18 protein-coding genes and 1 pseudogene are annotated in these 14,051 nt (G+C 64.1%); all 19 read left to right on the top strand.

Annotated features, from left to right (window positions below):
• Nucleotides 1–264: pseudogene (locus CFB24_RS21290) on the top strand (hypothetical protein); the annotation flags it as partial.
• A gap of 176 nt (nucleotides 265–440) precedes the next feature.
• Nucleotides 441–710 carry a DUF1153 domain-containing protein gene (locus tag CFB24_RS22850; RefSeq protein ID WP_158255285.1) on the top strand — a complete coding sequence of 90 codons (270 nt, stop codon included), beginning with the start codon at nucleotides 441–443 and terminating at the stop codon, nucleotides 708–710.
• Entirely contained in the window at nucleotides 710–949 is a 240-nt protein-coding gene (locus tag CFB24_RS22845) for a hypothetical protein (RefSeq protein WP_141098558.1), read from the top strand. The genes CFB24_RS22850 and CFB24_RS22845 overlap by 1 nt, the downstream gene beginning before the upstream one ends.
• A complete protein-coding gene (locus CFB24_RS21280) occupies nucleotides 949–1,299 on the top strand; it encodes a hypothetical protein (protein ID WP_104469683.1) in 351 nt (116 codons plus the stop codon). Before CFB24_RS22845 ends, CFB24_RS21280 begins: the two co-directional genes overlap by 1 nt.
• Nucleotides 1,296–2,513: a DUF7146 domain-containing protein gene (locus CFB24_RS21275; RefSeq protein ID WP_088522625.1), complete on the top strand. Its 1,218-nt coding sequence runs from the start codon at nucleotides 1,296–1,298 to the stop codon at nucleotides 2,511–2,513. The genes CFB24_RS21280 and CFB24_RS21275 overlap by 4 nt, the downstream gene beginning before the upstream one ends.
• A complete protein-coding gene (locus CFB24_RS23285) occupies nucleotides 2,510–2,728 on the top strand; it encodes a hypothetical protein (RefSeq protein ID WP_088522624.1) in 219 nt (72 codons plus the stop codon). The genes CFB24_RS21275 and CFB24_RS23285 overlap by 4 nt, the downstream gene beginning before the upstream one ends.
• Nucleotides 2,640–4,370, top strand: a complete 1,731-nt coding sequence (locus CFB24_RS21265) for a DUF5906 domain-containing protein (protein ID WP_141098557.1) — start codon at nucleotides 2,640–2,642, stop codon at nucleotides 4,368–4,370. The genes CFB24_RS23285 and CFB24_RS21265 overlap by 89 nt, the downstream gene beginning before the upstream one ends.
• 238 nt (nucleotides 4,371–4,608) lie before the next feature.
• Nucleotides 4,609–5,289, top strand: coding sequence for a transcription termination/antitermination protein NusG (nusG, locus tag CFB24_RS21260; RefSeq protein ID WP_111390774.1), 681 nt, complete (start codon nucleotides 4,609–4,611; stop codon nucleotides 5,287–5,289).
• A gap of 224 nt (nucleotides 5,290–5,513) precedes the next feature.
• Nucleotides 5,514–6,092: a hypothetical protein gene (locus CFB24_RS21255; protein ID WP_088522621.1), complete on the top strand. Its 579-nt coding sequence runs from the start codon at nucleotides 5,514–5,516 to the stop codon at nucleotides 6,090–6,092.
• Between the two features lie 161 nt (nucleotides 6,093–6,253).
• On the top strand, nucleotides 6,254–6,889 hold the full coding sequence (locus CFB24_RS21250; protein ID WP_088522620.1) for a hypothetical protein: 636 nt from the start codon (nucleotides 6,254–6,256) through the stop codon (nucleotides 6,887–6,889).
• On the top strand, nucleotides 6,886–8,889 hold the full coding sequence (locus CFB24_RS21245; RefSeq protein WP_088522619.1) for a phage terminase large subunit family protein: 2,004 nt from the start codon (nucleotides 6,886–6,888) through the stop codon (nucleotides 8,887–8,889). The genes CFB24_RS21250 and CFB24_RS21245 overlap by 4 nt, the downstream gene beginning before the upstream one ends.
• 4 nt (nucleotides 8,890–8,893) lie before the next feature.
• Nucleotides 8,894–9,136: a hypothetical protein gene (locus tag CFB24_RS21240; protein WP_088522618.1), complete on the top strand. Its 243-nt coding sequence runs from the start codon at nucleotides 8,894–8,896 to the stop codon at nucleotides 9,134–9,136.
• On the top strand, nucleotides 9,126–9,362 hold the full coding sequence (locus CFB24_RS21235) for a gpW family head-tail joining protein (protein ID WP_088522617.1): 237 nt from the start codon (nucleotides 9,126–9,128) through the stop codon (nucleotides 9,360–9,362). Before CFB24_RS21240 ends, CFB24_RS21235 begins: the two co-directional genes overlap by 11 nt.
• Before the next feature lie 25 nt (nucleotides 9,363–9,387).
• On the top strand, nucleotides 9,388–9,612 hold the full coding sequence (locus CFB24_RS21230) for a hypothetical protein (protein ID WP_088522616.1): 225 nt from the start codon (nucleotides 9,388–9,390) through the stop codon (nucleotides 9,610–9,612).
• A gap of 10 nt (nucleotides 9,613–9,622) precedes the next feature.
• On the top strand, nucleotides 9,623–11,290 hold the full coding sequence (locus CFB24_RS21225) for a phage portal protein (protein WP_088522615.1): 1,668 nt from the start codon (nucleotides 9,623–9,625) through the stop codon (nucleotides 11,288–11,290).
• Complete coding sequence (locus CFB24_RS21220) at nucleotides 11,287–12,204, top strand: S49 family peptidase (protein ID WP_088522614.1); 918 nt, start codon at nucleotides 11,287–11,289, stop codon at nucleotides 12,202–12,204. Before CFB24_RS21225 ends, CFB24_RS21220 begins: the two co-directional genes overlap by 4 nt.
• A 25-nt stretch (nucleotides 12,205–12,229) precedes the next feature.
• Entirely contained in the window at nucleotides 12,230–12,688 is a 459-nt protein-coding gene (locus CFB24_RS21215; protein ID WP_104469682.1) for a hypothetical protein, read from the top strand.
• A gap of 18 nt (nucleotides 12,689–12,706) precedes the next feature.
• The gene (locus CFB24_RS21210) at nucleotides 12,707–13,078 is read left to right on the top strand and encodes a head decoration protein (protein WP_088522612.1); all 372 of its coding nucleotides are present in this window, start codon (nucleotides 12,707–12,709) and stop codon (nucleotides 13,076–13,078) included.
• A gap of 14 nt (nucleotides 13,079–13,092) precedes the next feature.
• On the top strand, nucleotides 13,093–14,051 hold a 959-nt coding region (locus tag CFB24_RS21205; RefSeq protein WP_088522611.1), incomplete at its 3' end, for a major capsid protein.

Below are 14,051 nucleotides of genomic sequence, written 5' to 3'. Positions count from 1 at the left end.
GTGGCGAGCGTCGGCTTCATGCCTGACGGCCGCGTGGGCGAGATATTCCTCAACGCGGCGCACCGCGATCAGTTCATGGATCATCTGATCCGCGATATCGGCGTGCTGATTTCCTACTGCCTGCAATCGGGCTGCGATTTTGAGCGGATTCGCGAGGGCATGACCCGCGACGCGCATGGGAGCGCCCAGGGGATCGCCGGCGCCGCGCTCGATGCGCTGGCGGGCTTTCTGGCGGAGGCGTCGGTCGATGGCGCGACGCTCTAACCCCAAGCCTGACCCCAAGGCCGAAGCCGAGGCGCGCGCGACGGCGATGCGCGATTGGTTCGCCGATTATGACCGCCGGCGCTGCAAGTGCGGCGCGAAGTTTCCGCCGTTCGGCGTTTCCGGGACCTTTTATTGCCGCCCCTGCTGGCGTGCGGCCTGCGCGAAGGAGAGCAGCCATGTGGATCGATCTGCGAGGCAACCCGGTTGAGGGGCGCTGCTCTCACGGCGTGATGAAGCTGTTCGCGCCGATCGGGCGGTTCACGCCGGCGCGGAAGATGGCGCTGGTCGGCGCCGTGAAGGCCGGACATGCGGCGCTTGCCGACGTGCTGCGGTTTTACCGCATCTCCGAGGATGAGTGGCTGGCCTGGACGCGCGACGCGACCGGCGGTCGCGATCTCATGCGTGTGACGCGGCGGAGTCCGCGTGCGCTGGCGCGGGTGGCGTGATGACGACGATCATGAAGACACAGAACGTCGGAAAATCAGAGCAGTCTGTGAATTGGCCGTTCTCGATTGGCGTGCGCGGATGGCCTCGCGACCACCAAGCATACGGTACGGCGCTCGATGATGCGCGGCGCTTCCTGGCCGATCGCGACCGGGAATTCCTCCGGTGGTCGCCTGTTGATCTGGCTGCTGTCCTTCGAAGCCTGCGCAACCCCAAGGCGAAACGGAAAGGCGGGGTGTGATGCGGACCATACAGATCTATTCGGCGGAGCTGCTCGCGTTTTACGAAGCGTCGCTTGCCGCTCACCGGCGAAATCTCTCCGGCGTCACGGGCGAAAACAGGGCGGATCTCATTGAGACGAATTTCGCCGCGCATGCCTCTGCTTTGCTGGATGCGCTGCCTGTCGAGGGACCGGGAATTTTGCGCCAGGTCGCGCTCGATCTTCGCACCTCTCCTGCGCCGAAGCCCGCGCTCCCGGCGTCGAGGTGGGCGCGGGTGCTCGGGTGGACGGCCGAGTGCTGGCCGTACGCCTTGCCTGTCGCCGCGCTCGTCGGTTGCGTGGTCGCTGACGCTTTGGGTTTCCTGCCATGAGCTTTTCGCCGCAGGTCGAAGCATGGGTGGCGCGCGCGCGCGCTGTGCGGGTGATCGACGAGCTGCAGCGGCGAGGGATTTACTCGCGCCGGATGGCCAGCTCGGGCGCGCCGTGCCCGGTGTGCGGCGGCGTTGATCGGTTCTCGGTCAACGCGCGGAAAAACCTGTTCTTTTGCCGCAAGGGCGGTGTGGGCGGCGATGCCATCGCGCTGGCGCAATATCTCGACGGCTCGGACTTTTACGCCGCCGTCGAGACGGTGACCGGCGAGGCGCGCCCGGACGATCTGCGCCCCGAGACGGCGGAAGATCGGCGCCAGCGCGAAGCCGAGTGGAAGCGGCGCTCCGAACAGATTCGCCTGCAGCAGGAACGCGAGTACCGCGACCAGGTGGACTATCGCGAGAAGGAACGCGCGGCCTGTCACGACATTTGGCGCCGCGGCTATAATTGGGCTGGTTCGCCGGTGCAGGCCTATCTTGAAAAGCGCGGGCTCTATGCGCCGCCGCACGCGAAGCTGCGCTATCTGGTCGAACACCCCTACTGGGACAATGATTTGAAGCGCCGCGTCCATTGGGGGCCGGCCATGGCTGGCGCAATGGTCGGGCCGGACGGGCGCTTCGCCGGCGTGCATCAGACCTGGCTCGATTTGTCGACGCCGAAGGGCAAGCTGATCCTGCCGCATCCCAAGACTGGCGAGATCTATGACGCCAAGAAGACGCGAGGCTCCTGGAAGGGCGCGACCGTGCCGCTGGTGACCTGTGCGGCGCCGGAGCGGTGGTTTCTCGGCGAGGGGATCGAAACTGTTTTGGCGGTTTACACGGCGCTTCACCGCATGGGTTCCCCCCTGCTGGAGGGGGCGGAGTTTCACTCGGCCTGCAACCTCCTGAACATTGGCGGCAAATCGGCCGGGCGGGTGGCGCACCCGACTTTGCGGATCGTGCGTAAGGACGGCCGTGACGGCGGCCCAAAGAAGGTCCCCGGCGCGACGCCGGCGGATGTCGATGACGATCTGCCGCTGATCGCGATTCCGCCGAGCGTGCGCGAACTGGTCCTGCTCGGCGATGGCGACAGCGATCCTTTCAGCACCGATCTCGCCATGCGTCGCGGCGGGGCGCGGTTCGCGCGGGCCTATCGGCAACTCACTGTGCGGCTCGCCATGGCGCGCGCGGATATGGATTTCAACGACATGCTGGGACTGGCGGAGGTGGCGGCGTGAACGATGACCAGATTTTAGAACAGATTGCGCGGGAGACCTGGGCGGAGAGCGTGCAACTCAACGAGGAATTTCGCGCCAGCTTGCCGAAGCATATCCGTGAGTCGCTCGACCCGCTTCCGGGATGGGATGATCCGCTGGCCGTCGAGAACCGCGAGGTTCATTTGCGCTTCGCCCGCAGGTCTCTTGCCGTCATCCGGCGTTTGGCAGAGCAATGACATGAGCGGCGCGGAAGAAATCGCAAAAACCATTGAAAGCGCGACCGTGCTGGCTTTCCCCGGCAAGGCCGCTGAAAAAATCGCGGACGGTCCCGCTCTCGTGGAGGGTGATGGCGGGCATGGGCGCGGGTCTGACGATCCGCCTCCGCCTGACGGCCCGGATGATGTCGACGGCGACGATTCCGATGGGCGGGGCGGCGCGATTGCTCAGCTCAATCGCACGCACGCGCTGGTGTTGTTGGGGTCGCGTGCGGTGGTCATGCGGGAACAGCCGGACGGCCCTGTTGAGGATCGCGTCCGCTATATGTCGCCCGATGCGTTCAAGACGTATTTTCAAAATAAGAAAGTACGGAAGGTCTCGCGCGTTCTCGACAAGGAAACGGGTGAATGGGTGCAGAAGGTCACATATGTGAACCTGGCCCCTTTGTGGCTGGCTTCGCCTGATCGTCGCACGTATGACGGCATCGAATTCTTTCCCGATCCGCGCAATGCTCAGGGTACGCCGCGTTATTTTAATATTTGGCGGGGGTTCGGCGTCGAGCCGTCGTCGGACGTGCCGGAAGAAAGGGCGAAGAAATACACGGTTTTTCGCGACCACGTTTTCACCAACGTCTGCTGCGGCGACAAGGACCTGTTCGAATGGACCTGGGCGTGGCTGGCGCATCTGATCCAGCGGCCGCGCGAGCGGATCGGCACGGCCATCGTGCTGCGCGGCAAGATGGGCGTGGGCAAGACCGTGCTTGGCCAAGTGATCGGCTCGCTGTTCCCCTCGCATTATTTTCTGGTCGATGACCCTCGCTATCTCACCGGGCAGTTCAACGCACATATGGCGAGCTGTCTCCTCCTCCAGGTGGACGAAGGCTTTTGGGCGGGCGACAAGGCGGCGGAAGGCCGGCTCAAGGGGCTGGTGACCGCCGACAAGCAGATGATCGAAGCCAAGGGCGTCGATCCGATCCGCCTCGATAATTACGTGCGCCTGCTGTTCTCCTCCAACAACGATTGGGTGGTTCCGGCCGGCATGGATGAGCGGCGGTTCGCCGTGTTCGACGTCGGGGACTACGCCAAGGAAAACCACGGCTATTTCCGCGAGCTTTATGCGCAGATGGACAGCGGCGGCCGTGAGGCGCTGCTCGCCGATCTGCTCGCCTATGACCTCGATCGCGAGGGCGCGCCGAATGTGCGGGTGATCCCCAAAACGGGGGCGTTGCTCGAACAGAAAATCCGCACACTCGATCCGATCCCGATGTGGCTCTATGGGCGACTGATCGACGGCGCGCAGACGCACAGAAAATCGAAATGGGAAGGCACAGTGCCCATTCGCACGCTGCACAATGATTATTTGCGCTTCGCCGAAAAGACCGGCGTGAAGCGGAAAGCCAGCGATATCGAATTCGGGATTGCGTTGAAAAAGCTGCTGCCCGACCTGACGGAGTCACGAAAGCGACAATGGGTCGAGGAGATCGGCGCGGACGGCCGCCCCACCGAAGTGGAGAAGCGCGTGCGCTGTTACGAATTCCCGGACCTGGCCGCGTGTCGCGACACGTTCCAGGAGGCGATGCGTCAGCCAATCGACTGGGGGCCGGAATTGCCGGGAGAGGGGGAATGTTCGGCGGATTCGGGTTTCCGTGATGAGCCGCTATGACCGGGCGCGTCATAGGTGTCATAGGTTCACCGGCAACCTATGACACGGTTTTTTCCTTCTAGATCAATGGCCGGTCATAGGTGTCATAGGTGTCATAGGTTTTCCCTCGCGCGTGTGCGCGTGCGTGAAGCTGGATTGCAAACGAAGTTGGCCGCAACCCAAAACAACCTATGACACCTATGACACTTATGACCGGCATCATTTTTGACGTGCTCAATCAACAGCTTAAGCGCGTCATATGTTTCTTCTTCTTCTTCTCAAACCTATGACACCTATGACCGAAGAGCGAGGCGGGGCGATGGATCGGCGTTTTTGGGGCGTTGCGGCGCTGAAACCGGGTGTGAAGGCGACGGGGGAACGGCGTGAGTTTCCGTTCGGCAAGCAGAAGCTGGCGGAGCCGGCGAGTACCGCTGCGGCGCGTGAAGGGTTGGTGGCCGCCGGGTTCGATGCGTTTGCGCCTGCGGTCGTTGAAGATCGGTGGCATGTTAAGCGCAACGGGGATCGCACCAGGATCAAGACGCTTGTCCCGCTGTTCCCGGGGTATGTCTTTTTCGGCTGGAGCGATTGCGATGGCTGGAGAGACGCGCCGCACGCGCGCGGCGTCGCAGACGTACTCCGCGACGGGGACAAGTTTGCGACGCCGGCGCTGGTCTCACGTCGGACCATGCTCATGTTGCTTGCAGCAGGAGAGGTAATCACCGGGATCGCACAGGCGCGTCCGGTTCCCGCGTTAGAGCTGGGCGATCGTGTCGAGATCAGGAGCGGCGTTTTCGCCGGAATGATTGCGCGCATCCTGTCGTTCAAGGGCAAGAAGCGCATGAAAGCGTTCCTCGAATTAGAGGGGCTTCAGCAGGCGGGCCAGCGCCAAGCGTTCGATCTGGAAGTGGAAACTTGCGAGCTGGCGAAAAAGACGGCTTGACGAATTTTCGCAAATCAGTTCTGGATATGTTCAGTCGCGTGCGGACAGGCCAACGAACCGTCCAGATCGCGGGTATGCGGCCAAAGGCCGCCCCAGGCAGCGTGAGAAACTGTCCCGTCGAGGGTGAAAAGAGCGCCATACAGCGCCGACATCCTCGAAAGCAAACCGGAAGCCATTCCGGTCCGAGTGCGCCAGCTTAGAAAATCCAACGCAGACGGTGTCGCATGCGGCTGCTGGTCACCTACGACGCCAAGGCGTTCTCGACGATGGTCGCCGGCATGGATGCGGCGGCTTCTGGTGCGTTCCGCACGCAGGTCGCGGGCGTGATCAACAAAATTGGTCAGGAAATTCACGCGGGCCTTATCGACCCCCTGAAACATCAGGTCGGCCTGCATGGCTCGACCATTCCGCGTGCGATACACGACCAGCCAGCCGGCGAAGGCCGCCTCGCTTACACCCTCATGACGCGCGGCGGCGACATCTCGTTGCACTACTTTGGAGCGCATGAAGGCGGCGGCGGGGTGTCGGCGCACCCGCGCGACCAGCAGATGTTTTATTCCGGCGCGTTCATGTTGTCGGGACCGCGCGGCAAGCGCGCGGCGTCGCCCAAGCTGAACGGTCAGGTTTATCGGAACGTCGCCGGCGGGAAATGGGGCGGCGCAATCCAGAAGGTGAAGTCGGGCGTGTTCATTCCCGAAGAGATGGTGAGAGGCGCGGCGCGCGCAGCTTTCGAGCGCACCGTCGCTTCGCGCCTGCCTGCTGAGATCGGCCGCCTGATGACGTTGATCGTCGGCGCCCGGTGATCCTCGCCGCAGGGGGCGAAAGCCATCCCGCGATGCGACTTGCCGCCGGGGTTGGCGGGTCCTTCCCGGGCCAACGCGATCTGCGGATCGTAAACGCGCGATCTATCGGCAGTTGCAGCTAAATTCGAAGCCTAAAGTCGCCTTTAGGGACTAAAGAACTCATGCGAAACGAGGGGGCCGTCCTAAAATCGCAGTTCGCGACCATGATGAACGTGACGCCCGGTCGCGTGTCGCAGTGGATTTCGGAAGGCAAGATCGATGGGGCCGCGCTTGAAGGCGAAGGGCGCTCGGCGCGCATCAATCCCACGGTCGCGCGCGAGCAGCTCAAGGAGCGGCTGAACATCGACCAGCGTCTCGGTCTGAACGGACTCTCGACCAGGCTCGAAGCGCCCGTGCTGCCGTTGCCTGAGCCCAAGGCGTCGACCTTTGAACCGGAAGACACGGTCGAGACCAAGATCAAGCAGGAGAAGCTGTTCCAGGTCCAGCTCCAGACGGAGCGCCTCCTCGAGGAGCGGCGAGCCAACCGTGGTTTCTACGTGCGCGCGGCGGATATGCGCGCCGAGGTCGCCGGCGTCTCGTCAAAAATCCTCGCGACCGTCGAGGGCATGTTGCCGGAGATCGCCGCCGAACTGGCCGCCAAACTCTCGATCCCGAATCGCGACGCGCTGCATATCCTGCGCGAGAAATTCCGCGAGGCGCGGCAGCGGCTCGCCGAGCAGTTCAAGATCGAAGCGGAAGGCGCCGCCGAGACCGTCGAGGACCTGGACACCTATGACGAGCCGCAGCGCCCGCAATGACCATCCATCTGGCCAACCCGCGCCGGCTGGCCTACGGCGCGGTCGCTGACGTCTGGACGCCGCCGCCTCCGGTCGATTATGAGGCCTGGGCGGTCGCGAACATCGTTTTCAGCGAGCGCGAGTCACCGACTTTCAAGGGGCCGTTCAACCCGCGCAATTTTCCATTCTTCACGGAGATCTATCGCGCGCTCGGTCCGTCCGATCCTTGCCGGATCGTGACCATCAAGAAATCGGCCCAGTGCGGCGGCACGATCCTCGCGAACGTCTTCACCCTGGGCTCGCAAGCCCTCGATCCGAGCGACTTCCTCTATTGCCATCCGACGGAGGATAACGCTCGGCGCTGGTCGAAGATCAAGCTGAAGCAAATGCTGCGCGGCACCACCGCGCTGGCGGATGTTTTCCCCGAAAAGAGCCGTGACGGGGCGGACAATATCCTGTTCAAGGAGCGCGCGGATGGACGCGGCGCGATCCTGATTTCCGGCGCCAATTCGCCGGCGTCGCTGTCGCAAGTCACAATGCCCAAGCAGGTCCAGGACGACCTGTCGAAATGGGAGATGAACGCGGCCGGCGACCCAGAATCGCAGGCCGATTCGCGCAGCCAGGCGTGCGAGTTCGCCAAGGTCCTGAAGATCAGCACGCCGCTGGTCATGCCGGGATGCCGGATCACAAAGAATTACGAGCAAGGCAGCCAGGAGCAGTTCTACTTCCCCTGTCCGCATTGCGGGCACGAGCAGACCCTCGAGCTTGAAAACTTTCTCGACAATCTCGACGAGGACGAGCCGGAGCGGTCGCATTTCGTCTGCGCCGAATGCGGTTGCGCCATCGAGGAGCACCACCGTCCCGCGATGCTGCTCAAGGGGCGCTGGATCGCCAAGAACCCGAAGGCGGCGCGCTATCACCGCAGCTTCGACATCTGGTCCGCCTATTCGCTGTTGCAGAGTTTTGAACGCATCGCCCGCGCCTGGTTGTCGGCGAAGGGCGATCCGAAGAAGGAACAGGTTTTCTACAACGACGTCGCCGGCCGCGCCTATCAGGTCAAGGGCGAGGCCCCGCCTTGGGAGGCGCTGCGCAAACGCGCCGACGAAAACGGGCACAAACGCGGTGTGGTTCCGGCCTGGGCCTTCGTGGTCACGGTCGGCGTCGACGTGCAGGACGGGTGGCTCGCCTGGCAGGCGGTCGCCTGGGGGCGCGAGGGCCGGCGCGCCGTGATCGACTATCGCCACATCAAGGACGCGGCGATTGATACGCCCACCAGCTCGCACCCCCGGCTTGATGAGCTGCTGGCGTCGAAATGGCGCGGCGAGACCGGCCGTGAATTCGGCGTCGACATGCTGGCGATCGACGGCAACTATATGACCGAGGAGGTTTGGGGTTGGGCCAAACGGCACCCGGTCTCCAAGGTCATCATGGTCCGTGGCGTGGACGGCGACGACAAGCCCTTGCTCGCCCGCGTGAAAAAAGAGCGCAACCGCAAGACCGGCAAGCTGCTGCGCTATTCGTCGCGGTTTTACCATTTCGCATCGTGGGTGATGAAATGGGCGCTCTATCGTCACCTCGCGAAGGATGATCCGCTCACCTATGGCTTCGTCGCGTTTCCGAAGGAGATGGGCGACGACTTCTTCCAGGAGCTGACCGCCGAGCATCGCGTGCTCAAGAAGGGCAAGGGCGGAGAGGTTCGGTACGTCTGGGAAGTCCAGGACGGCCAGCGCAACGAAGGCCTCGACACCATGCTGCAGGCCGAGGCCGCCGCCATCAAGTTTGGCGTGCGCGACATGGCGCCGGGCCGCTGGGACCAGATCGAGCGCGAGCGCGCCGCGCCGCCGGACCAGGGCCAGTTGGACATAGAGGACATGCTGACGCCCGCCGCCGCGCCGGTCGCGCCAGAGCCCCCGTGCGAAACCAAACAGGACGATACGCCCTCTCCGCCACCGGCGCCGCCGCCTGCGCAAAAGCCGCGCCGGGCGATGGCGGATTTCGCCGCAAGTCTGAACAGGAAGTGAGCCAATGCACCTGCCGGGCGATCTCGCCGAATTTCTTCTGGCCCAAGCGCGCTCCGCCGATTTTGCGCATGATCGCGAGCGGTTCCTCGCCGCCGCCGAGCATCTGGCCGCGATGGCGTCGGACGCCGTTCTTGCGGTGGTGGAGTCGCCGAAGATCGCCGACGTCGCGCGGAAACTGAACGAAACGGCGGCGATCCTCACTGCGGCCGTCGCTGAACACTCGGAGGAGTCGAACGATGGCGATTGACGCCGACACCCTGCGCCAGCGTCTCGCTGAAGCTGAGCAGTCACTGCACGAAGTGACGGTCCTCGGCGCCACGACGCGCCTGCGGCACAATGAGAAGTGGACCGAATTTTCGCCGGCCGACGCCGGCAAGCTGCGCGGCTACATCAACGATTTGCGCGGCCAGTTGCGCGCACTCGGCGACATGACCGTGAAAGGTCGCCCGCGCGGCCGAAGGGTCGCTTTTTAGTCAACCTCGAAACCAGGAGTCTACGATGGCTGTTCGTGCAAAAATGAACTTGATGGGGATCGTTCCGAATACTTGGGGGGGCTTTCAGGCGCTCTTCCAGTGCGAATATGACGCCGCCAATCCGGATGACGTGAAGTTCTGCAAAGCCACGCCCAACGGCGATGCTCGATTCTCGATCGACAATCCCGCCGCTATTGAGCAGCTCGTGATTGGCAAGAAATACTATTTCGACATCACGCCGGCGGAATAACGGCGTCGAAATGACGATTCCCGCGATCCTCGGCCCGACCGGCGACCCGTTGCCGCGCGCGGACCCGGCGCGTCCGCGCGCCGGGGCGTCCGCAGCTGGCGCGTTCGGGTGGGGCATGGGGCGCGCGTTCAATGGCGCGTCGTTGACCGATCCGGACCTTTCGACCTGGTCGGCGTGGAATCCGGCGCCGCAGGTGGCTATCGCCGCCGACCGGAACATTCTGTCGGCGCGAATCCACGATCTTGCGCGCAATGACGGCTGGGCCTCCGGCGGCGTCGCCCGCATCGTCGACGCCGTGATCGGCGCGAGCTGGCGGCTTTCGTCCAAGCCGAATGCGCGGGCGCTCGGGATCGACTCGGACGCTGCGGCGGAACTGGCCGACCAGATCGAGGCGAAGTTCAAACTCTGGGCTGAATGCGTTGACTTTACCTGCGACGCCGGCGGCCAGATGAATTGGGGCTCGATCCTCGCGCTGGCGTTCCGGCACCGGATTTGGGACGGCGAGGCGCTGGCCCAGATCGACTGGATCGAGCGCGACTGGGCCTATTCGACGGCTGTCCAGGTCATCCATCCGGACCGCCTGTCGAACCAGAACAACGCGCCGGACAATTACGCGCTGCGCGGCGGCGTCGAACTCGATCTCGACGCCTCCGGCCATTCGCGCGGCGAACCCGTCGCCTATTGGGTGCGCGGCGCGCATCCGGGCGAGGCCTATTTCGCCAACCTGAAAGTCTGGACCTGGGAACGCGTGCCGCGCCGGACGCCTTGGGGGCGTCCCCTCATGGTTCACGCCTTCGAAAAGCAGGCGGCGGGGCAGTTTCGCGGGATTTCCCCGCTGGCGCCGATCCTGAAGAAAATCAGGATGCTCGGGCGCTATGACGAGGCGGAGCTACAAGCGGCGATCCTCAACGCCGTGATGGCCGCCTTCATCACCTCGCCGTTCGACGCCGAGCAGCTCGCAGAATCGATGAGCGACGAGGGCAGCCTCTCGACGTATCAGAACCAGCGGCGCGAATGGCACGACGCCGCGCCGATCTCGATCCCGGGCGTCAAAGTCAATTTCCTGGCATCCGGCGAAAAGGTCGAGCTGACCAACCCGAACCATCCGAACAGCGTTTTCGAGGCGTTCGAGCGGACGGTGTTGCGCAACATCGCTACGGCCATAGGCGTGACCTATGAGCAGATGTCGATGGACTGGTCGCAGGTGAATTATTCGTCCGCCCGCGCCGCCTTGATCGAAATCTGGCGGGGCTTCACCGCCCGCAAGGACAATTTCGCCGCCAGCTTCGCCCAGCCGATCTTCGCGGCCTGGCTGGAAGAGGCCATCGACAAGGGCGACGTCAAGCTGCCCAAGGGCGCGCCGTCCTTCTATCAGGCCAAGACCGCCTATTGCGCCGCGAAATGGATCGGCCCCGGCCGTGGCTGGGTCGATCCCCAGAAGGAAGCGCTGGCGGCGATTGCGCGCGTCGAGGCCGGCTTCTCGACGCTTGAGGACGAGTGCGCCGAGCAGGGCAAGGACTGGGTCGAGGTGCTGATGCAGACAGCGCGCGAAAACAAGATGCGAGAAACGCTCGGCCTGCCGGCGACCATTCCGCAGCAAGCGGCGAAGCATCTCGCGGCCATGCCGGTTGAGCAGGACGAACCGGCGCCGGCCAAGTCGAAGAAAGGTCAGCCATGAGCGCGAGTTACGCCGAAATCTGCGCGCGCATGTTTGAGACGCCGCTGATGATCTCGGACGCCAAAGCCGCCGCCATTGTCGGAGGCCTCGGCGGACGGCTCCTGGGCGAGCCCGTCACCGTCGTCAACGCTCTCGCCGTGGACCACTCAGCGTTTCAGAACGGGCGCCCGTCGGCGGGGCGTCTCGGCGACCGCACCGGGCGCATTTACGATCGCGACCAGACCCCTGTTTTTGACCGGATCGGCAATGTCGCGATCGTCGGCGTCGAAGGAACGCTGGTCCATAAGGGCAATTACGTCGGAGCGTCGTCGGGCCGCACATCTTACCAGGGCATGCAGGCTCAGATTGTCCGCGCCGCGCGTGACCCCTCTGTCAAGGGTGTCGTGATTGAGGCCGATTCCTTTGGCGGCGAAGTCGCCGGGGTGTTCGAGACGGCCGATATGCTGGCCGCGCTTTCCAGGAGCAAGCCAACGCTGGCGATCCTCACCGATCATGCGCTCTCGGCGGCCTATTTGCTCGCTTCGGCTGCGCGCAGCATCGTCATTCCCAAAAGCGGCCTCGCAGGGTCGATCGGCGCCATCATCCTGCATGCAGACATGAGCGGCCGGCTGGAAAAGGAAGGCGTCAAGGTCACCGTTTTGCGCGCCGGAAAAGACAAGGCGACCATGAACGCGGTCGAGCCGCTCTCTAAAGAGAAGCGCGAGAGCGTCGAGGCGCAGCTGGAATCGGTGCGACAGGATTTCGCCGCGCGCGTCGGACAATATCGATCAGGGCGTTTCAACGCCAACCAAGCCCTCGCCACCGAGGGCGCAGAATTCGACGGCGCGGACGCCGTCGCACTCGGCCTTGCCGATGCTGTCGGACACGCCAACGACGCGTTCGACGCCTTTGTCCGCGAAATGAGCCGGGCCTGACGCCCGCGCAAACAAGGAAACCCGCATGAGCAATGAGACTTTGCTGGCGGCCGTTCGCGCGGCCGCCGATCCGACGCCAGCGCCCGCATCCGCGCAGACCGCTTCGGCGTCCGTTATTACGATGGCGCAACACGAAGCCGCACTGGCCTCCGCCCGCCGCGAGGCGTCGGAGCAGGCGACCGTCGCCGAGCGCGCGCGTGTTTCGGCTATTCTGGACAGCGACGAAGCCAAGACCCGCGGTTCGCTGGCTCGGCATTTTGCGTTCAAGACCGGCATGAGCGCCGAGGACGCGCGCGCTGCGCTGGCGGCCTCGGCCCAAGAGGGCGACGCCGCGCCGGCCTCGCCGCTCGCCGCCGCAATGGCTGCGCACAAGCCGGCTTCGCTTGGCCCGGGCGGAGAGCGCAACGCCGCCGCGCAGCCGGCCAAGACCGTGGTCGCCGCCGACATTTACGCCCGCCGCGCTGCTCAGACCGGCCGTCGCTGATCCCAGGAGTTTCCGCCCATGACCATCCTTACCGAAAATCCGCACGCCGGTTCGTTCCTTCTCGCCATCGACGACGAGGGCAACCTTTCGCGCGACAATATCGTGGTCGCTTCCGGCGCCGGCGTGCTCCAGCCGGGCGCGGTGCTCGGCAAGATCACCGCCTCCGGTAAATTCACCCTGCGCGACGCCGCCGCCTCGGACGGCTCGCAGACCGCCGCCGCGATCCTTTATGACCGCGTGGATGCGACCTCCGCCGACGCCAAAGCCGTCGCGGTCGCGCGCCATGCCGAGGTGCGCGGGTCCGCGCTCATCTGGAAATCCTCCGACACCGCCGCCCAGAAGACGGCTGGCTTGGCCTCGCTGGCCAACGCCATGATCATCGCGCGCTAAAAGGACGCCCGAATATGAACGATCTTGTGATCAATGCCTTCGAGTCGGACGCCTTTTCGTTCGTCTCGCTCACCGACAGCATCAACAATCAGCCCTTTGTTCCCGGCCGCATCGGCGAACTTGGCCTGTTTCCCGAAACCGGCATCATTACGACCGGCATCGAGATCGAGAACAAGGACGGCTATCTTTCGCTGATCTCGCCGACCCGGCGCGGCGGCCCCGGCGAGACGCGTCCGAAGCTCAGCCGCCAGGCGCGCGTGCTGAAGGCGTCGCATTTCCAGATCGACGATTTCGTCAACGCCGATGAAGTGCAGAACGTGCGCGAGTTCGGCCAGCCCGCGCAACCGCGCACGGTCGAGACCTATCTGGCCCAGCGCATGGGCGAGGTGACGCCGAATTTCGACGCCACGCTAGAACATCAGCGCGTTGGCGCCGTGAAGGGCGTCATCCTCGATAAGGACGGCGCCACGGTCTATGACCTTTATTCCGAATTCGGCATCAGCGCCGCCGCCGATGTGAGTTTTGATCTGACGGTGGCGGGCAAGCCGCGCAAACAGTGCGCCAGCATCGTGCGCAGCGTCGCGCAAAGCCTCGGCGGCATCGCCTATTCCGGCATTTACGCGCTGTGCGGCGATACGTTCTGGGACACGCTGATCACGCATGCCGACATCGAGAAGACCTATTTGTATCAGGAAGGCCAGCAGCTTCGGAACGGCATCGCCTATCAGACGCTGACTTTCGGCGGAATCACCTGGGAGAACTACAAGGGCTACGTGCCGGCCAATGACGGCTCCGGCGGCGTGACGCCGTTCATCGGCGCGACCGAAGCGAGGGTTTTCCCGCTCGGCGTTCCCAACTTCTTCCGCACGGTGTTCGCTCCGGCGGATTACATGGAAACCACCAACACCATCGGCCTGCCGCGCTACGCCAAGGCGATCCCGAGCGACAACAACAAGGGCGTGCGTCTGGAGAT

Source organism: Rhodoblastus acidophilus, from assembly GCF_900187365.1.
GTDB classification, from domain to species: domain Bacteria; phylum Pseudomonadota; class Alphaproteobacteria; order Rhizobiales; family Beijerinckiaceae; genus Rhodoblastus; species Rhodoblastus acidophilus.
Note: the sequence above shows the minus strand (reverse complement) of the source record. Positions and strands in the feature narration are given on the sequence as shown.